This is a genomic window from Sedimentitalea sp. XS_ASV28 (assembly GCF_041224545.1).
In the GTDB taxonomy this organism is placed as follows: Bacteria; Pseudomonadota; Alphaproteobacteria; order Rhodobacterales; family Rhodobacteraceae; genus Sedimentitalea.
Genome location: NZ_JBGFGP010000143.1, coordinates 135779 through 154298, shown reverse-complemented (window position 1 = coordinate 154298; position 18520 = coordinate 135779). Strand labels below are relative to the sequence as shown.

The following is an 18520-nucleotide window of genomic DNA, read 5'->3' as shown; positions in this document are numbered from 1 at the left end:
GCCGTCGATCTGGTCATAGGCCTTGAAGTCACCGAAATACTTGGTGATTGCCGCGGTCAGCGTCGTCTTCCCGTGGTCAACATGGCCAATCGTGCCGATGTTGACGTGCGGTTTTGTACGCTCAAACTTTTCCTTTGCCATTCTCGGGCGCCTTTTTTGAATTGGGGGGCCGAAACCGGCCCGAATTTACGTCGATTGCGGGCGCGACATATGAGGTTCAGGACAGAAAATCAAGCCTGACCTGCACGTCCGGGATCACTCGGTCACGGCGGCGACGGGGGCCGGTGTTTCCGATCGCTTGTCGAACCAGCCATCCTCTCTGTGGCGCTCGGCGAGCCAGTCGCCCAGAAGGTCGAGCGCATTGGCGGTCAGGCCATCCATCTGCTCCTGCTTGGTGCGCTCACGACCCGAGCCCTTGAAAAAGGTCGCTGTCGTCGAATCCTCGACCACGGTGATCTGGTGCACCTCGTCATTCAGCTTCTTGCCCGCCTGGTCGTCCCAGACCGTGACATTGATCACCAGCATCGAGCGCGGGTTGTAGATGAAGCCCTCCGGCGCCAGCATGTAGCCCTCGACACTGATGCCGAAATGATAGATCTGATCGCCGTCGAACCCGCCAAATCGCGCCTGTACGGCGTCACGGATCGTGGTTTCCCACTCCTCCGCCGTGGCATCGCGGGAAATCGGCCCCTTGCGCATCTTGGACGCGACCACGACGTTATGGCCAAGTTTGAATTCGCCGAGTGACTCGGGGGTGCGGTCCTGCGGGCCCGTGTTGCAGGCCGCCAACAGGGCGAGCCCCGCCAGCAATGTCAGAATACGGATCATTGTGCTCTCTCGTCAGCCTCGTGTCCCAGTGCAGATAGACCAGCCGCAGCGAGGGTGCAAACCCAAGCGTGGCCGATTGCCGCCAATGTGATACGCATCACGCCGCCCGGACCAATTAGCCGAACCGGTTGTTGCGCGGGAAGCCGTAGGGCGGGCGCTTGCCAACCCCTGCCCGCTTGCCCAGCCACTCGGTCAGGTCCTGTTCGTGCCGGGTCTTGCCGCCGCCCATTTCCCAGCTCAGCCCGTCGGACCAGTTGAAGGTGGTGATGTCCGACAACCCGCCGTCCAGTTCCAGCGAGCCCTGTTTGCCTCGGGCCATGTTGTATTTCTGCAGCCGCACGCCCTTGCCGCGCCCCATCTCGGGGAGTTCATCGGTCGGGAAGACCAGGAACTTGCCATTCTGCGACACCACCGCGACATGGTCGCCCTGCACCGGTCGGCAGATGCTGGCCCGCGCCGCATCTCCGACATTCAGGACCTGCTTGCCACTCCGGGTCTGCGCGACGACATCGGATTCGGCAACGACAAAGCCGTTGCCCGCAGACGACGCCACCAGCAGCTTGCGATCGGGCATGTGAATGAACAGATCGACAATCTCGGCTTCGTTCGGCAAATCCACCATCAGCCGCACCGGCTCGCCCATCCCCCGCCCACCGGGCAGGTTGGCAGCGGACAGCGTGTAAAAACGCCCGTTGGAGCCGAATACCAGCAGGCGGTCGGTGGTTTCCGCGTGGAAAATGAAACGCGGGGCATCGCCATCCTTGAACTTGAGCTCGCGATTGAGATCGATATGGCCGGTCATCGCGCGGATCCAGCCCATCTGCGAGCAGACAACGGTGATCGGTTCGCGATCTATCATCGCCTCGAGCGGCACCTCTTCGATTTCCGCGGCTTCCTGCAAAAGCGTGCGCCGCGCGCCGCCCTCGTAATCCTTGCCAAAGGTTTTCTTTGTTTCCCTGAGTTGCTCGGAGATCCTGGCCCATTGCAGCCCCGCATCGCCGAGCAGGTCCTCAATGTCGGCCCGCTCCTTCATCAACGCGTCGTATTCGTTGCGAAGCTCCATCTCCTCGAGCCGCCGCAGGCTGCGCAGGCGCATGTTCAGAATCGCTTCGACCTGAACTTCCGACAATTCGCCATCGCCCGGCGGCGGCGTCTCATAGTCGCTTTCCGAGGTCGCGCGGGAAAAGCTGCGCGACCAGTCCTCGCGCATCAGCGCCGATTTCGGATCGTCATCATAGCGGATGATATCAATCACCCGGTCGAGATTGAGGAACGCGACGATGAAACCTTCCAGCACTTCGAGCCGGTGATCGATCTTGGCCAGCCGGTGCCGACTACGGCGCAGCAACACGTCCTGACGGTGATCGAGGAACGCGCGCAGCACCTCCTTGAGCGAACAGACCTTGGGCGTAACCCCGTCGATCAATACGTTCATGTTCAGGCTGAACCGCACCTCGAGATCCGAGTTTCTATAGAGCATCCCCATCAGGACTTCGGGGTCCACGTTCTTGGACCGCGGTTCGAGGATCATCCGGATGTCATCGGCGCTTTCGTCGCGGATATCGGCCAGGATCGGAACCTTCTTGGTCTGGATCAGGTCGGCAATCTTTTCGATGAGCCGTGATTTCTGCACCTGGTAGGGAATTTCCGTGACCACGATCTGCCATTGGCCGCGCCCCAGGTCCTCGATCTCGTACTTGCAGCGCAAGCGGAACGAACCACGCCCGGTGCGATACGCATTGGCAATGTTCTCGGGCGGTTCGACGATCACGCCACCGGTGGGGAAATCCGGGCCCGGCACATATTTCAGCAGCGTATCGTCGCGGGCCTCGGGTGTTTTGACCAAATGCAGACAGGCATCGCAAAGCTCGGCTATGTTGTGTGGCGGAATATTGGTCGCCATGCCCACCGCGATACCGCTGGCCCCGTTGGCGAGCAGGTGCGGAAACTGCGCGGGAAGCACCACCGGTTCGGTCAGCGTGCCGTCGTAATTGTCGCGGAAATCGACGGCGTCTTCGTTCAGCCCTTCGAGAAGAGCCTCGGCAACGATGGTCATGCGGGCTTCTGTATATCGGCTCGCCGCCGGATTATCTCCGTCGATATTGCCAAAGTTGCCCTGCCCGTCGACCAGTGGATACCGAACGTTGAAATCCTGTGCCAGCCGCGCCATCGCATCATAGATCGCGGCATCCCCATGTGGGTGGTAGTTGCCCATCACATCGCCCGAGATCTTGGCGGATTTGCGGAATCCGCCAGTGCTCGAGAGCCGCAACTCGCGCATCGCGTAGAGGATTCGCCGGTGAACCGGCTTGAGACCGTCCCGCGCATCGGGCAGCGCCCTGTGCATGATGGTCGATAACGCATACGTGAGATAACGATCGCCGATCGCGCGGCGCAGGGGCTCGGCCACTTCGCCAAGGCTGTTTTCGGGCTTCATATTGGGGTCATCAACAAGATCACTCATAGATGCTGTGATACGCCCATGATCGAGCCGGGTAAAGCGACCCGTATCGCTTTTGCCCGCGAGCGTGCAAATTTGACGGAATGACAAACTTTCTCGACTCTTCCCCCTGCAACGAATCGGCGCGCTCGCTATGATTGGGGCGCTCGTCTGGTTTGGTACCGGCTTCTTGTTTATTGTGATTTTGCACTGGAGGGCGTCCAATGCGCTTGGTTATTGTTTCATTCGCCATCATGGCACTGGTTTTCTACGAATTGAGCGGAGGGTCCGACTTCCAGCCGCCCGAGCCCCCAGCAGTGGCCGAAAACACCGTGAAGCCCCGAACAGACCCCGCCCCGCGCCGGGCCAGCGCGCCGGTCCGCGTCGCGCCCGCGACACTGGTCACGCAAACGCCGACCCCGAAACCGGCGGTCGCGCAGCCTGCGGCCAGCGAAACAGTCGCCCGTGCGCCCTCGCCGGAATTGCAGCAAGTCCGCGCCAGCCTTTCGCAGGGCCTGACACTCGTTTCGGATGACACCCCGGCCAATGCCCTGTCGCTGGCCTCTCTGGAGCTCGGAGCTTCGGGCCTGCGCGCCGCCTCGACTGTCGAAACGGTCGACGTCGATCGCACCGATCTCATCGCGGCGCAGGAGGCCGACCTGCGCGAAATCATCGGAACAAGGGTGAACATGCGCGATGGTCCGGGCACGATCTATCCGATCATCACCCGCCTGAACATCGGCCAGTCCGTCGAAGTCCTGAGCGAAAGCGGGACCGGCTGGTTGCGCCTGCGTACGATCCCCGGGCGTCAGATTGGCTGGATCTCGGCATCCCTGGTCAGCAAGCGCAGCCGCTGACACGTCGGAATATCGCAGGTCGGTTGCAGTAGGCCGCGACAGCAGGCATAGGTTTCGTCCAAGGATCACCAGCGGGCGTCGCTCATGCAGAAATCCATCCTGATCACCGGGTGTTCGTCGGGTATCGGTCTTGACGCGGCGCAAACCTTGCGGGCACAGGGCTGGCGCGTCTTTGCCGCCTGCCGCCAGCAGGTCGACTGCGACCGGCTGATCGCCGAAGGGTTCGACAGCCCGCGTCTCGATTACTGCGACCAGGACAGCATCCGCGACGCCCTGCACTCTGTGCTTGCGGCCACGAACGGCACGCTGGATGCGCTCTTCAACAACGGTGCCCATCAGCTTGCCGGGCTGGTCGAAGACCTGCCGACCGACGGACTGCGCGCAATTTTCGAGGCCAATCTGTTCGGCTGGCACGATCTCACGCGGCAGGTTATCCCGGTCATGCGGCAGCAAGGACACGGACATATCGTGCAATGCTCGTCCATCCTCGGGCTGGTCGCGATCCCGTGGCGCGGTGCGTACACCGCCACCAAACACGCGCTGGAAGGGTTGAGCGATACGATGCGCGCCGAACTGCGTGGCACCGGCATCCATGTTGTCCTGATCGAACCCGGCCCGATCACCACGTTGTTCCGCGAAAAGGGCATTCCCTATTTCGAGAAATACATCGACTGGCGAAACTCGCCCCGACGAGCCGACTATGAAAGCCGCCTGTTGCCGCGCCTGTATCAAGGCGGGGCGCCCGATACATTCGAATTGCCGCCGAGTGCGGTTACCGCGAAACTGGTCCGGGCCCTGAACAACCGTTCGCCCAACCCGCGATACTACGTGACCACCGCCACCTATATCGGCGGATACCTGAAACGGGTGGTTTCAAGCCGGATGACCGACCGCATCGTGTCGCGGATCTAGATTTAACGGTTCGCTTTTGTGCAACATGACGCTATCTGACGGCGCAGGCGACAAAGACTTGGGGACGACATGAGCGATTTTCTTTTCACCGCAATCCTCGTGGCAATGGCCGCGGTGGTGGTCATCCTGATGATCGGCATCGGCGGGTTTGCCAAGGGCGGCGCGTTCAACAAGAAGCACGGAAACAAGATGATGCAGTTGCGAATCATCGCCCAGTTCGTCGCGGTCTGCCTGATCGTGCTCTTTGTCTGGCTGCGCGGAAGCGGGGGCTGACGGCATGGTTGTCCTGAACAAGATCTACACCCGTACCGGCGACGGCGGCGACACCGCCCTTGGCAATGGCGAACGTATCGCCAAACATGCGCTGCGGGTATCTGCCTATGGCACCTCGGACGAACTCAACAGCTTTGTCGGCGTCGCGCGGCTGCATGCCGAAGGCGAACTGGACACCGCATTGTCACGCATCCAGAATGACCTCTTCGACCTCGGCGCCGACCTCTGCCGGCCGGACATAGACAAGGACGCCGAGGCAGAGTACCCGCCGTTGCGGATGGTCGATTCCCAGGTGAGCCGGCTGGAATCGGAAATCGACGCGATGAATGCCGACCTGAACCCGCTTCGCAGCTTTGTCCTGCCCGGCGGAACGCCTCTGGCGGCGCAGTTGCATGTCTGCCGAACCGTCTCGCGCCGCGCCGAGCGCCTGGCCGTGGAACTGTCGTCGGCAGAAGAGGTCAATCCGGCCGCCGTCAGATATCTGAACCGGCTGAGCGACTGGTTTTTTGTCGCGTCCCGCGCGGCGAATGACAACGGCGCAGGTGATGTCTTGTGGGTGCCGGGGGCCAACCGCTGAGGCTCTTTGAGGCACCGAAAATTGCGCTACCCCCCATAGGAAAACAGAAAACGCGACGTTCCACCCGGAAAACGTGACGATTTTACCCTGTTTTCCACGGCTTCGCCCCGCTATCAACTGCGGTGATGCACTGAACCGAGTCGATGACCGGCTCGGTTTTAATTGAGGAGAGAGACGCATATGAAGGTATTGGTGCCTGTCAAGCGCGTGATTGACTATAACGTAAAGGTTCGCGTCAAGGCGGACGGGAGCGGTGTTGATCTCGCCAACGTCAAGATGTCGATGAACCCGTTCGACGAGATCGCGGTGGAAGAGGCAATCCGTCTGAAGGAAGCCGGCAAGGCAGACGAGATCGTGGCCGTATCCATTGGCGTGAAGCAGTGCCAGGAGACACTGCGAACCGCGCTGGCAATGGGGGCGGATCGGGCAATCCTGGTGGTGGCCGCCGATGATGTGCACACCGATATCGAACCGCTCGCCGTCGCCAAGATCCTCAAGGCGATCGTGGACGAAGAACAGCCCGGGCTGGTGCTCTGCGGCAAGCAGGCAATCGACAACGACATGAACGCCACCGGCCAGATGCTGTCGGCATTGCTGGGCTGGAGCCAGGGCACCTTCGCCTCCGATCTGGACATCGATGGCGACAATGCCGTGGTAACCCGCGAGGTCGATGGCGGATTGCAGACCATCAAGGTCAAGATGCCGGCGATCATCACGGTCGACCTGCGTCTGAACGAGCCGCGCTATGCCAGCCTGCCCAATATCATGAAGGCCAAGAAAAAGCCGCTGGATGAAAAGACCGCCGCCGACTACGGCGTCGACGTCGCACCGCGCCTGACGATCGTCAAGACCGCCGAGCCCGAAGCACGGGCCGCCGGGATCAAGGTGGGTTCGGTGGACGAGCTGGTTGCGAAACTCAAGGAAGTGGGGGCTGTATAATGGCTGTTCTTTTGCTTGCCGAAGTCACGGATGGTGAACTGGCGCTGGACGCGACCGCAAAGGCGGTGACCGCCGCGACCAAGCTGGGCGATGTGACCGCGCTGTGCTGTGGCGGCTCTGCCGCTGCCGCAGGTGAAGCGGCCGCAAAGATTGCCGGCGTTTCCAAGGTTCTGGTGGCCGAGGATGCCAGCCTGGGCCATCGCCTGGCGGAATCGACGGCGGCGCTGATTGCCAGCCTGGCCGGAGATTACGAACATATCGTTGCGCCGGCCACGACCGACGCCAAGAACGTGATGCCGCGGGTGGCCGCGCTGTTGGACGTGATGGTGATTTCCGACGTGTCCGGCGTTGTCGACGGCGACACGTTCGAACGTCCGATCTATGCGGGCAACGCGATCCAGACGGTCAAATCCGGCGACGCGAAAAAGGTTGTCACGATCCGTACCTCGACCTTTGACGCGGCGGGCGATGGCGGTTCGGCCTCGGTCGAGACGATCTCGGCGGCGGAGAATCCCGGCCTGTCGGAATGGGTCGAGGACAAGGTCGCCGAAAGCGATCGCCCCGAACTCACCTCGGCGGGCGTGGTCGTCTCGGGCGGGCGCGGCGTCGGCTCGGAAGAGAACTTTGCCCTGATCGAGAAACTGGCGGACAAGCTGGGGGCCGCCGTCGGCGCCAGCCGCGCAGCGGTCGATTCAGGCTATGCCCCGAACGACTGGCAGGTGGGCCAGACCGGCAAGGTGGTCGCGCCCGATCTCTATGTCGCGGTCGGCATCTCGGGTGCCATCCAGCACCTCGCCGGCATGAAAGACAGCAAGATCATCGTCGCCATCAACAAGGACGAGGAAGCGCCGATCTTCCAGGTCGCCGATTTCGGCCTCGTCGCCGACCTGTTTACAGCCGTACCGGAACTCACTGAAAAACTGTGACCTCTGGCCCGGCCTGTTGAGGGTCAGGACCAACACGACGAAGAAGCCCTCGCCGCTGGCGGGGGCTTTTTGACATCGCGATCCCGCCGGGCATCCCGCGCAACGGCGATTTTCCTGATTTTATTTCGCGGTGTCAGCCTCTTGTCATGCCGATCGTCTGCGGTGGATTGCGACAGCGGCAGGCAGGCGCACACGGTCGCCACGCCTGCCCCACCCAAAACACTCTGACGCGCGGGTTCCGTCAGACCCGGATCAGACCCCGAGGCACCAGCGCATCACCGCCTTCTGTGCGTGCAGGCGGTTCTCCGCTTCGTCGAAAATCACGGAATTGGGGCCGTCCATCACTTCGGAGGTAACCTCCTCTTCGCGATGGGCCGGCAGACAATGCATGAAGAGCGCATCGGGCTTGGCCTCGGCCATCAGCGCGGCGTTGACCTGGTAAGGCCGCAGCATGTTGTGGCGGCGTTCGCGCGCAGATTGCGCATCGTGCATGGACACCCAGGTATCCGCCACCACCAGGTCAGCGCCCTGCACGGCGACTCGCGCATCGCGTTCGATGGTGACGCTCACCCCTTTCTGACGGGCGAAACCGACAAACTCGGGCTCGGGGTCCAATTGTGGCGGACCGGAGAAGGTGAAGTCGAAACCGAACTGTCCGGCCGCATGCAGGAACGAGGCACAGACATTGTTGCCATCGCCGGTCCAGACCACCTTTTTACCCGCAATCGGGCCGCGATGCTCTTCAAAGGTCATGATATCGGCCATGATCTGGCAGGGATGTGTGCGGTCGGTCAGCCCGTTGATCACAGGGACATCGGCGTAGTCCGCCATTTCCGTCAACACGGATTCGTCGAAGGTGCGGATCATGATCATGTCGACATAGCGGCTGAGGACGCGGGCGGTATCGGCGATGGTTTCACCATGGCCAAGCTGCATGTCATTTCCGGACAGAACCATGGTTTGACCGCCCATCTGGCGCACGCCCACATCAAAGCTGACACGGGTGCGGGTAGACGGCTTTTCGAAGATCAGCGCCACCATTCGTCCGGCGAGGGGCTGCTCGTCATCCGGCGCGCCCCTGGGACGGTTCAGGCGCGCCTGTTTCATACGCCCCGCATTCTCGATCATCTGCCGCAATGCCGTCGGGTCGGTTTGGTGAATATCCAGAAAATGGTTCATATCATGTACTTTTCTTGTGTTTCGCCGGGGCGGGACCGGTGGGGGCCAGCCCCCACACCCCCGGAGTATTTCGCAAAGATGAAATTCAGGCGGCTTCGAGCGATGTCGCGGCGCGGTCCAGGCGGGTTATGGCCTCTGCGATTTCATCCGCGCTTATGTTCAGGGGGGGCAGCAGGCGGATGACATTATCCGCCGCCGGGACGGTGATCACCTCGGCTTCGTAAGCCGCATTGACCACGTCGCTATTGGTCTTGCGGCATTTGAGTCCGAGCATCAGGCCGACGCCGCGCACCTCTTCGAACGTGTCCGGATGGGAGGCGACAAGCCCCTCGAGCGCCTGGCGCAGCTGGCCCGCCTTGCGGTTCACGTCGGCGAGGAAATCGGGGGTTGCGACGATATCCATGACGGCACAGCCCACGGCACAGGCCAGCGGATTGCCGCCATAGGTGGAGCCATGGGTTCCGGCGGTCATGCCCGAGGCCGCGTCTTCGGTTGCCAGCACGGCGCCGAGCGGGAAACCGCCGCCAATCCCCTTGGCGACCATCATGATGTCCGGTGTGATCCCGGCCCATTCATGTGCGAAGAGCCGACCGCTGCGCCCGACGCCGCACTGCACCTCATCAAGGATCAGCAGCAGGTCATGGGCGTCACACAGCGCGCGAATGTCCTTGAGCTGTTGATCGGACAAGGGGCGAATGCCGCCCTCGCCCTGCACCGGCTCGATCAGGATCGCGCCCACGGTATCGGTGATGGCCGCGCGCAGGGCGTCGGGATCGTTCCAGGGCAGGTGCATGAAACCGGGGAGCAGCGGACCGAAGCCCTTCGTCATCTTTTCCGAACCGGCGGCGGCGATACCCGCGGCTGAGCGCCCATGGAAGGACCCTTCGAAGGTGATGATGTCGGTCTTTTGCGGCTGGCCTTTGTCGAACCAGTACTTGCGCGCCATCTTGACGGCGAGTTCACAGGATTCCGTGCCGGAATTGGTGAAGAACACGGTGTCGGCAAAACTCGCTGCGACCAGCCTGTCGGCCAGCGCCTGCTGCTCGGGGATCCGGTAGAGGTTGGAGACGTGCCACAGATTCTGCGCCTGCCGGGTTATCGCGTCGACCAATGCGGGGTGGGCATGACCAAGGGCGTTCACCGCGATGCCGGCACCGAGGTCGAGAAAGCGTCGCCCGTCCGCCTCGATCAGCCAAATGCCCTCGCCTTTGACAAAGCTGAGCGGTGCACGGTTATAGGTCGGCAGGACGGACGGGATCATTGGATCATCCTTATCAGGCAAGAAGCCCTGTGAGTGACTCACAATGGGCGGTTTCGTCAACGATTTTGTGGATTGGGAGCGCCCATCAGCGGGCACAGGAACAAACAGGCCGGTTACGCAAAGATGCGTCGGCGTCGCAGCAGAAAGGTGTCAGCGCGTTTATTCATGGAACGTCTCTTAGCCAAGGATCACCGGCATGACCAGCCCCAATGTGACGGTGGGGATGGCAAAGAACATCGGTCCGTTGCGTGGCCTGAACGCCGGAAGCGTTCCCCGGCTCAGCGATTTCTGACATAGTCCGCCAGAACGAGACCGGGGAGACCGCCATGCCATCTTCAACCCACATGATCCAGACGCCGCGCATGCCCGATCTTGACGTGGTCGTCATTGGCGCGGGGATATCGGGGATCGCGGCCGCCTATCACCTGGCGACAAACCTGCCCGAACAGAGATTTGCGGTATTGGACGCCAAGTCCGGGATTGGCGGCACTTGGCAGACGCACAGGTTTCCCGGCATCCGCTCGGACAGTGATCTGTTTACATTCGGCTTCAGCTGGAAACCCTGGACCGGAGTGCCGATTGCCACCGCGCCGGAAATACTGGCCTATCTGAACGAGGCGGTCGATGAGCATGACCTGCGCCGACACATTCGATTCGGCCACACGGTTGAAAACGCCGACTGGAACAGCGAGAAAGCGGTCTGGTCCCTGACGGTGCGGAATTCAACGGGGACCGAGACATTGACCTGCCGGTTTCTCTGGATGTGCGCAGGCTATTACCGCCATTCCGAGGGATACCAGCCGCGCTGGCCGGGCATGGAAGATTTCAGCGGCCCTGTCGTACATCCGCAGCAGTGGCCCGCCGATCTGGATCACGACGGGAAACGGATTGTCGTCATCGGTTCGGGTGCCACCGCTGCGACATTGGTTCCGGCCCTGTGCGAAACCGCGGCGCATGTAACGATGCTGCAACGGTCGCCAACCTATTATTATGCGCGGCCCGCGACAGACCAGTTCATCGAGACCCTGCGCGCGCTCGACCTGCCCGCCGAATGGCAGCACGAAATCCTGCGGCGCAAGTTCCTGCATGAACAGCAGGTGGTGACGCGTCGATCATTCGAGGAACCGGAGGCGCTTGCCGCCGACCTGATCGCCGGGGTACGGGCCTATCTGGGCGAAGATTTCGACATCGAAACCCATTTCAAACCGAGCTATCGCCCCTGGCGTCAACGGCTTGCAGTGGTGCCCGATGGCGACCTGTTCACCGCAATCCGGTCCGGGCGCGCGTCGATTGTCACCGATCACATTCGGCGGTTCACGCCGCGCGGGCTGGAACTGGCTTCGGGCGAGATGTTGGAGGCCGATATCATCGTGACAGCGACAGGATTGGTGCTGAACGCGCTCGGTGACATTTCAGTGCGGGTCGACGGCAGGCCCGTCGATATTTCACAATGCTGGACCCATCGCGGCATCATGCTGAGCGGCGTGCCGAACATGGCAATGGTGTTCGGCTATCTTCGGGCCAGCTGGACGCTGCGGGCCGATCTGGTAGCGGATTATGTTTGCCGACTGCTCACGCATATGACAGAGCGCCGGGCAACCTCGGTTGTGCCCGCGTTGCGGGACGAGGAACTGGCGATGCCCGCCCGCCCGTGGATCGAGCCGGAGAATTTCAACGCGGGGTACATCCTGAGAGGTCTCGACATCATGCCGAGACAGGGTGATCGGCAACCCTGGGTGATGACGCAGGACTATTTCGATGACCGCGAAACCCTGCCCGCCGCCGACCTTGACGACGGCACGCTGATCTACGCGCAGCACGGGATCGGAAGCGGGTCTTGAATGCAAGTTGAGGGCTGGGGATAAGCCGGGGCGTGCAATACGGTCGGCTGCGGCTTTGGTGGGATTAAGATCAAATCCCCTTGCACTGCCGCGCGTTTGGCTCCAAGGCTGCGCCATGTTCGAGCCCAAGTCACAGAACCCCGCGCTCGCCGCCGCGCTTATCCTGACCGCGACGGCCTTCATCGCGGCGACGACGCTGTTTGCCAAGGCTCTGGGCACGAATGTGCTCGGTCCCGCTCTGCATCCGCTGCAGATCAGCCATGGCCGTTTCCTGTTTGCGCTCGCAGCCCTCATCAGCGTGGCGATGATCATGCGCCCGCGTCTGGGGCGCCCGCACTGGGGCCTGCATTTCGGGCGTACGACCTTTGGCTGGCTGGGTGTCACCATGATGTTCGCGTCGGTCGCCTATATTCCGCTGGCGGATGCCACGGCGATTTCCTTTCTGAACCCGGTCTTTGCAATGGTGCTGGCCATACCGCTGCTGGGTGAAAGGGTTGGCCCGGTCCGATGGACCGCCGCCATCATCGCCCTGATCGGGGCGATGATCCTGCTGCGGCCGACACCCGAAAGCTTCCAGCCTGCCGCGCTCCTGGCCCTTGCCGCGGCGGCGCTTATGGGGATGGAACTGATCTTCATCAAGAAGCTCTCGGGGCGCGAGCCGATCTTTCAGATCCTGCTGGTCAACAACATGATAGGACTCGGCATTGCCACCCTTGCGGTGTTGCCTGTCTGGGTGCCCCCGACGTCGCTTCAATGGGCGGCGCTGGCCGGACTGGGTATTCTCATGGCCTGCGCACAGACCCTGTTCGTCAACGCCATGGCCCGCGCCGATGCCAGCTTTGTCGCGCCCTTCAGCTATGCCACGCTGATTGCCGCGGCGGTTTACGATTTCATCGGATTCGGTGTCGTGCCAGATACGATATCCCTGATCGGGGCGATGACCATCATCGCCGGGGCGCTGCTGCTTGCGCTTCGCGAGGCACGCATACGGCCCGTTCCGACGCAAGATACCTTGTAACTCGGGTCACAGTGATTAAAATAGCGCGGCATGAGATATCTAAAGCGGCCTGTCCTACGGAGGCCGCTTTTTAGCTGGAAAGGTTGCCAATGTCCTGGACTGACGAGCGCGTCGAGACACTCAAGAAAATGTGGGGGGAAGGCCAGTCGGCCAGCCAGATCGCAAAGGAACTTGGTGGTGTGACCCGCAATGCGGTAATCGGCAAGGTGCATCGCCTTGGCCTGTCCAACCGCAATTCAGGCACCCCGGCGGCCGCCAAGTCCGAGGTCAAGGCCAAGCCTGCCCCCGCCGCTCCCAAGCCCGAGGCCAAGCCGCGCCCGATGCCCAAGACCGAAGCCGCGCGACCGGCAGCGGTACAGGAACCGGCGGCAGAGGCCAAGCCGGCGGTGCCGGCCCGCAAGCAGATCATTCCCGCAGGCCAGCCGCTGCCGCCGCAACCCTCTGCCAACGAGATCAGCCCCGAGGCGCTCGCCAAGGTCAACGAAGTCGAGAAGAAATCGAAAAAGATCAGCCTGATGGAACTGACCGAACGGACCTGCAAGTGGCCCGTCGGCGATCCGGCGACAGAAGATTTCTGGTTCTGCGGCCTGCCGGTCCAGGCCGGGAAACCCTATTGTGAGGCGCATGTCGGCGTCGCGTTCCAACCGATGAGTGCCCGGCGCGATCGCCGGAGATAAGCCGCATGTCGTTGCCAGGCACCTGCACGGCAACGACAAGAGCAGGGTGCAGGTAAAATGGTCTTTTCCAGACACTTTCACCTGCCCCACCCCTATAGCATTTCGCGATAAACCTGAATCACCCAACGCTGCCTGAAATCAAAGATTTCAACGCGTTAGGTGACGCCAGATGTTTCAAGTTAATCGCGAAACGCTTTAACGATCAAAACCGCCATAATCGCCTGCCCGCATCAGCGGAGCAGGCGCATGACCGGGTGGCTTGATCAGTTCGACGCCGGCGCGGACGACGTGAAGTTCGGGATCGGGTTTTCCGACGCGGCAGCCGGTTCGATCTCGGGCCAGTTGCCATTGGCCAGATCGAGATTGCCCGGAATGTCCTCTTCCCAGAAGCCCACGACGTTCTCGGTGATGTTCAGGTAAAGCTTGTCGTCAACGATCCGCCACAGGTTCGGGTTGCCGGGCACCTTGCCGCCCTTGCTGACGCCGAAAGCGCAATGGCCATCATATTGCGGCGCGAATTTCGCCGGGTCGGTCAGGAACTGATCCCGGTTTTCTTCGCTGGCAAAGGCAAAGGTGGCACCATTGTATTCGGCGGTAATATCCGCGCGACCCGGTACGCCCGCAGGCTGCTTCGTGCCGACCGGGCTTTGGGTCAGGCTTCGATAGGCGACCACGTCATAGCCGGATACCGCAAAACCGGTGTTGTCCACATATTGCTCTCCGGCAAAGGCCGGAAGTGCGAGGGTCGTGGCGGCGACAATGGCCAAGGCGAAACGTTTCATTGCAAGTCCTTTCATGCGTCGCGCCGGCCCAGTGCCATCCGCGTGACGCCAACCTAGGATGTGGGTTTCAGCTTGCGCAGTCCCCCTCGCGCGGCTGTGAGCAAACCGGATATGCCGTGACTGCAACCCTGTGAAATGTTTCAATCGACGTCGGATTATCGCAAGATCGGCGGCTTGTCCGGGTCGGAGCCCGGCGCGCGGAGCTCGATTGTTTCGGACTCCGGAGGCACTGGCAGGTCAAAGCGCAATCCGAACCGGTCGAGTTTTGCCGCGATGCCATCCGTTTCCGCAAAGAACGCCACGTCAATCGAGCCGGCCTCGATTCCGGAAAAGGTCAGCGCCTCGCCCGCAGCCCGTGCCAGGGCAGCCTGCGCTTCCGGACGGGCCGCAACGAAACCCAGCATGTGACCGTGCGATCCGTTCTCGTGAACCACGCTGACAAGATAGGCCGCACGCGCATAACCAACCGCCATGGCAAGCTTGGTATCCAGCGCCGTAATCACCGCCTCGGGCAGACCCGTTGGCGGCGACACTTCGGCGATCCGCGAGGTGATCTCATCCGGTGCATGGCCCAGCGTTTCAGACAGCCACGCCAGCGCCTCGGACGGGATCAGGATCGAGGATGGCGCGACATCAAGGTTCAAACCGATACCGATCCCCTGCCCGGCCAGCATCTGTGCGAGGACCCGCCCGGACAGCGATGCATAGGGCGCCGGGCATCCGGTGAACCGGGCAAGACGGGTCTCGCGGTCAAAGGCCAGCACGAACTGACCGTCGGCCACGTCGAACACTTCCGGCGACAGCGAGTCGCCCTTCGCCTCTTCGATCAGCAGCAGAAACAACTCGTTATCGCCCAGCCGCTCGTAAAATCGCAGACGCGCCGAGTCGTCATCCGGGTGTTCCGTCATGGCGGCATGGGCCATGTCCAAAGGTGTTGTCTCGGTCATTGCAGTACCTCGCGCACCCGGCTGCGCAACACCGGCAACAACTCGGATTCAAACCAGGGATTTCGTTTCAACCAAGCGCTATTGCGCCAGGACGGATGAGGCAAGGGGAACACGCGGGGCGCATGGTCGCGCCATCCCTGAACAACCTCGGTCACGGGCCGCCGGGTGCCAAGGTGCCATTTCTGCGCATATCCACCCACGAGGACGGTCAATCTTACCGCGCTCAGTTCTGACATCACCTCGCCGCGCCAGGTCCGCGCGCATATCGGCGGCGGCGGTAGGTCGGCATTGCGCGCGTTGTAGCCCGGAAAACAGAAGGCCATCGGAACAATGGCGACCTTGTCGCGATCATAGAATGCCCTCTCGTCCAGCCCCAGCCACTCACGCAGACGATCGCCTGACGGGTCCGTGAACGGGCGTCCCGATGCGTGAACGCGCGCGCCCGGTGCCTGCCCGGCAATCAAAATACGCGCCGACGGGCGGAACCAGACCACCGGGCGCGGCCGATGCGCCGTTGCGGTGGCGGCAAACCTGTCGGCACAGAGTCTGCATCGCGCGATCCGTTCGGCGAGCGGTGCGGGTTCGCAACCGGGGGCATCAAAAGAGGTCATGGATCATCCGAACGATCAGGCGCCGCGATTGTCAACCGTTCACCCGAAACCCGTCACCCGCGCGCAAGACAGCGACAATTCTATCGCAGTTCGACATAAAATGGCCTAACTCGCGCATATATAACGTTAAGGTTCACCCGGTACGCTGGGAAAAGACGACAAACTCATGCAGCATGCGGCGCCGGTCGCGGGAACAGCAAATCGATGCTCGAATTCGACAATGTCAGCAAATCCTTCTGGACCGGCACCCGTCGCAAGGTGATCCTGGATCAGGCGACCTTTCGCGTCGATCTGGGAAATTCGCTCGGCATCCTTGCGCCGAACGGCACCGGCAAGACGACGTTGATCAACATGATGGCGGGGATAGAAAAGCCGGATGAGGGCGAGATCAGACGCCGATGCAGGGTATCTTTTCCCCTTGGATACATGGGCGGGGTCGAAAAACGGGTATCGGCGCTGGCAAACTGTCGCTACATCGCGAAAATCTATGGAATCGATCCGGATTATGTTGAATCCTACTGCCGCTGGCTCTGTAACCTGGGCGAGTATTTCGACCAGCCTCTGGGCACCTATTCGTCCGGAATGCGCGCCCGGCTGTCTTTTGCGCTGATGCTGGCGCTCGATTTCGATATGTACCTGATCGACGAAGGCATGCCGGGAAGCACCGATGTGGAATTCAACAGGAAAGCGGGCGATATTCTGCAGGAGCGGCTGGCGACCACCACGATCGTCATCGTATCGCACCAGCCTGCGGTGCTCGAGCAATTTGCCCATTCTGCCGCAGTGCTGATGGACGGGCGCCTTCACATGTTCGAAACCTTGGAAGAGGCGAAACAGCTTTATGACTACCAAACCCAAGGCTAACAAATACCGTAACCGGCGAAATGCCGCCGATACCGGCCAGGGCAATCCTGACGATCTGCCGCCACCGGATCTTGCCGAGGCCGCCGCCAATCATCGGGACGGCACAACCGGTGAAGCGGCAGGGGAAGACGCCGCGCCGTCGCTGTCGGATGAGGCCGAGATCGAAGCGATCAAGGCCGAGGGGCTGACCGGGCGCCAGTTGCGCATGGCGCGCCGCGTCGCCCAGAAACATAACCTGCAAGCCGCCTCTGACCTGGATGCCGTGCGCCTGCTGCGGCAAAACGGTATCGATCCGTTCAAGCGCTCGAACATGCTCGAACTCGTCGTGCCACAGGCAGAGGACGCAGAGGGCAACGACACTGCACCGCGTGTCCAGCTGCCGCAAACCGTGCCGGGCGACGCACCGTCATTGCCTTCGGTCGAACTGAGCCCGGCCGAGCGGCGCGAACATGAAATTGGCAAGATCCAGCGCGACATGATGCGGCGCAGGCGGCGCAAGCTGCTGTATCTGATGGGGCGGCTGAGCTTTTTCGTTCTGTTGCCAACCCTGCTGGCGGGCCTCTACTATTTCCACTATGCGACGCCGATTTATTCGTCAAAATCTGAATTCCTGATCCTGAAAGCCGACAATTCGGGTGGCTCTGGACTTGGCGGTTTGCTGTCGGGCACGCAATTCGCCACCACCCAGGATTCCATCGCGGTACAGTCCTACCTGCAATCCAAGGATGCAATGCTGCGGCTGGATCGTGATGTCGGATTCAAGGATCAGTTCAACCAGGACTGGATAGATCCGATCCAGCGGCTGAGCCCCGACGCCACCAACGAAGAGGCCTACAAGACCTACAAGAAATACGTGAAAATCGGCTATGATCCGACCGAGGGCGTCGTCCGGATGGAGGTGTCGTCGCCCGACCCGCTGGTCAGCACCGAATTCTCCACACGCCTGATTTCCTATGCCGAGGCGCGGGTCAACAGCCTGTCCCAGCAAAAGCGTGGCGATCAGATGAAAGATGCCATTGACGGTTTCGAGGCCGCGCAGGAAGAGCGCCGCAAGGCACAGGAGGCGCTTGTTGAATTGCAGCAGCAGGGCGCTCTGCTGGATCCGGAGGGGGTGATCGCCAGCCTGCGCGGTCAGATCAACAATGTGGAAGTCCAGCTACAGGAAAAACAGCTGCAACTTGCCGCACTTATGGACAATGCCCGCCCGAACCAGGCCAAGGTCGAAGGTACCAATGGCGATATCCGGCGGCTGGAGAACCTGCTCGCGTCGCTCAATGCCCGCATGATCGATGCCTCCAAGGGCGAAAACTCGCTGGCGCAGCTTTCTGTGAACATCCAGATGGCGCAGGCCGACCTCGCGGCGCGGGACATGATGCTGCAATCCGCGCTGCAACAGGTCGAACAGACCCGGATGGAAGCCAATCGGCAGGTCCGATATCTGACGGTCTCGGTCGAACCGGTACCCAGCGAATCGCCCAGCTACCCGAGTGGGTTCGAGAACACGCTCCTTGCATTCCTGATTTTCTCGGGCATCTATCTGATGGTATCCCTTACTGCATCCATCTTGCGCGAACAGGTAGCATCCTAA

Annotated in this window: 19 protein-coding genes; 11 read left to right on the top strand and 8 right to left on the bottom strand. The window is 61.6% G+C overall.

What is annotated here, in order from left to right; genetic code table 11:
- The 3 genes from AB9K34_RS13980 to AB9K34_RS13970 all read right to left on the bottom strand — a co-directional run.
- The coding region (locus AB9K34_RS13980; protein ID WP_263615882.1) for a GTP-binding protein at nt 1-141 on the bottom strand (141 nt) is incomplete at its 3' end.
- A 114-nt stretch (nt 142-255) separates the two neighbouring features.
- The gene (locus tag AB9K34_RS13975; protein ID WP_369955040.1) at nt 256-828 is read right to left on the bottom strand and encodes a hypothetical protein; all 573 of its coding nucleotides are present in this window, start codon (nt 826-828) and stop codon (nt 256-258) included.
- Nucleotides 829-943: 115 nt separating this feature from the next.
- Complete coding sequence (locus AB9K34_RS13970; protein WP_369955039.1) at nt 944-3292, bottom strand: DNA topoisomerase IV subunit A; 2349 nt, start codon at nt 3290-3292, stop codon at nt 944-946.
- A 200-nt stretch (nt 3293-3492) separates the two neighbouring features.
- On the opposite strand from AB9K34_RS13970, the gene AB9K34_RS13965 reads away from it, so the two are divergent.
- The 6 genes from AB9K34_RS13965 (at nt 3493) to AB9K34_RS13940 (ending at nt 7752) form a co-directional block, all read left to right on the top strand.
- A complete protein-coding gene (locus AB9K34_RS13965; RefSeq protein WP_369955038.1) occupies nt 3493-4125 on the top strand; it encodes an SH3 domain-containing protein in 633 nt (210 codons plus the stop codon).
- A gap of 84 nt (nt 4126-4209) precedes the next feature.
- Entirely contained in the window at nt 4210-5037 is an 828-nt protein-coding gene (locus AB9K34_RS13960; RefSeq protein WP_369955037.1) for an SDR family NAD(P)-dependent oxidoreductase, read from the top strand.
- Between the two features lie 69 nt (nt 5038-5106).
- On the top strand, nt 5107-5310 hold the full coding sequence (locus AB9K34_RS13955) for a twin transmembrane helix small protein (protein ID WP_369955036.1): 204 nt from the start codon (nt 5107-5109) through the stop codon (nt 5308-5310).
- 4 nt (nt 5311-5314) lie between these two features.
- Complete coding sequence (locus AB9K34_RS13950) at nt 5315-5887, top strand: cob(I)yrinic acid a,c-diamide adenosyltransferase (RefSeq protein WP_369955035.1); 573 nt, start codon at nt 5315-5317, stop codon at nt 5885-5887.
- 180 nt (nt 5888-6067) lie between these two features.
- Nucleotides 6068-6826: an electron transfer flavoprotein subunit beta/FixA family protein gene (locus tag AB9K34_RS13945; protein ID WP_369955034.1), complete on the top strand. Its 759-nt coding sequence runs from the start codon at nt 6068-6070 to the stop codon at nt 6824-6826.
- On the top strand, nt 6826-7752 hold the full coding sequence (locus AB9K34_RS13940) for an electron transfer flavoprotein subunit alpha/FixB family protein (RefSeq protein ID WP_369955033.1): 927 nt from the start codon (nt 6826-6828) through the stop codon (nt 7750-7752). Before AB9K34_RS13945 ends, AB9K34_RS13940 begins: the two co-directional genes overlap by 1 nt.
- 252 nt (nt 7753-8004) lie before the next feature.
- On the opposite strand, the gene argF is transcribed toward AB9K34_RS13940, so the two are convergent.
- Both argF and AB9K34_RS13930 read right to left on the bottom strand, forming a co-directional pair.
- Nucleotides 8005-8931: an ornithine carbamoyltransferase gene (gene argF / locus AB9K34_RS13935; RefSeq protein ID WP_369955032.1), complete on the bottom strand. Its 927-nt coding sequence runs from the start codon at nt 8929-8931 to the stop codon at nt 8005-8007.
- 85 nt (nt 8932-9016) lie between these two features.
- Nucleotides 9017-10192 carry an aspartate aminotransferase family protein gene (locus AB9K34_RS13930; RefSeq protein ID WP_369955031.1) on the bottom strand — a complete coding sequence of 392 codons (1176 nt, stop codon included), beginning with the start codon at nt 10190-10192 and terminating at the stop codon, nt 9017-9019.
- Nucleotides 10193-10518: 326 nt separating this feature from the next.
- On the opposite strand from AB9K34_RS13930, the gene AB9K34_RS13925 reads away from it, so the two are divergent.
- The 3 genes from AB9K34_RS13925 to AB9K34_RS13915 all read left to right on the top strand — a co-directional run bounded on the left by AB9K34_RS13925 (nt 10519) and on the right by AB9K34_RS13915 (nt 13728).
- Complete coding sequence (locus tag AB9K34_RS13925; protein WP_369955030.1) at nt 10519-12033, top strand: flavin-containing monooxygenase; 1515 nt, start codon at nt 10519-10521, stop codon at nt 12031-12033.
- A 115-nt stretch (nt 12034-12148) separates the two neighbouring features.
- Nucleotides 12149-13051, top strand: a complete 903-nt coding sequence (locus AB9K34_RS13920; RefSeq protein WP_369955029.1) for a DMT family transporter — start codon at nt 12149-12151, stop codon at nt 13049-13051.
- Between the two features lie 89 nt (nt 13052-13140).
- A complete protein-coding gene (locus AB9K34_RS13915) occupies nt 13141-13728 on the top strand; it encodes a GcrA family cell cycle regulator (RefSeq protein ID WP_369955028.1) in 588 nt (195 codons plus the stop codon).
- Between the two features lie 263 nt (nt 13729-13991).
- On the opposite strand, the gene AB9K34_RS13910 is transcribed toward AB9K34_RS13915, so the two are convergent.
- The 3 genes from AB9K34_RS13910 to AB9K34_RS13900 form a co-directional block, all read right to left on the bottom strand.
- Entirely contained in the window at nt 13992-14510 is a 519-nt protein-coding gene (locus AB9K34_RS13910) for a YHS domain-containing (seleno)protein (RefSeq protein WP_369955027.1), read from the bottom strand.
- A 155-nt stretch (nt 14511-14665) separates the two neighbouring features.
- A complete protein-coding gene (locus tag AB9K34_RS13905) occupies nt 14666-15457 on the bottom strand; it encodes an SseB family protein (RefSeq protein ID WP_369955026.1) in 792 nt (263 codons plus the stop codon).
- Nucleotides 15454-16068: a uracil-DNA glycosylase family protein gene (locus tag AB9K34_RS13900; RefSeq protein WP_369955025.1), complete on the bottom strand. Its 615-nt coding sequence runs from the start codon at nt 16066-16068 to the stop codon at nt 15454-15456. Before AB9K34_RS13900 ends, AB9K34_RS13905 begins: the two co-directional genes overlap by 4 nt.
- Nucleotides 16069-16272: 204 nt before the next feature.
- Between AB9K34_RS13900 and AB9K34_RS13895 the strand changes: the two genes are divergently transcribed.
- Entirely contained in the window at nt 16273-16932 is a 660-nt protein-coding gene (locus tag AB9K34_RS13895) for an ABC transporter ATP-binding protein (RefSeq protein WP_369955024.1), read from the top strand.
- Entirely contained in the window at nt 16910-18520 is a 1611-nt protein-coding gene (locus AB9K34_RS13890; protein WP_369955023.1) for a capsule biosynthesis protein, read from the top strand. The genes AB9K34_RS13895 and AB9K34_RS13890 overlap by 23 nt, the downstream gene beginning before the upstream one ends.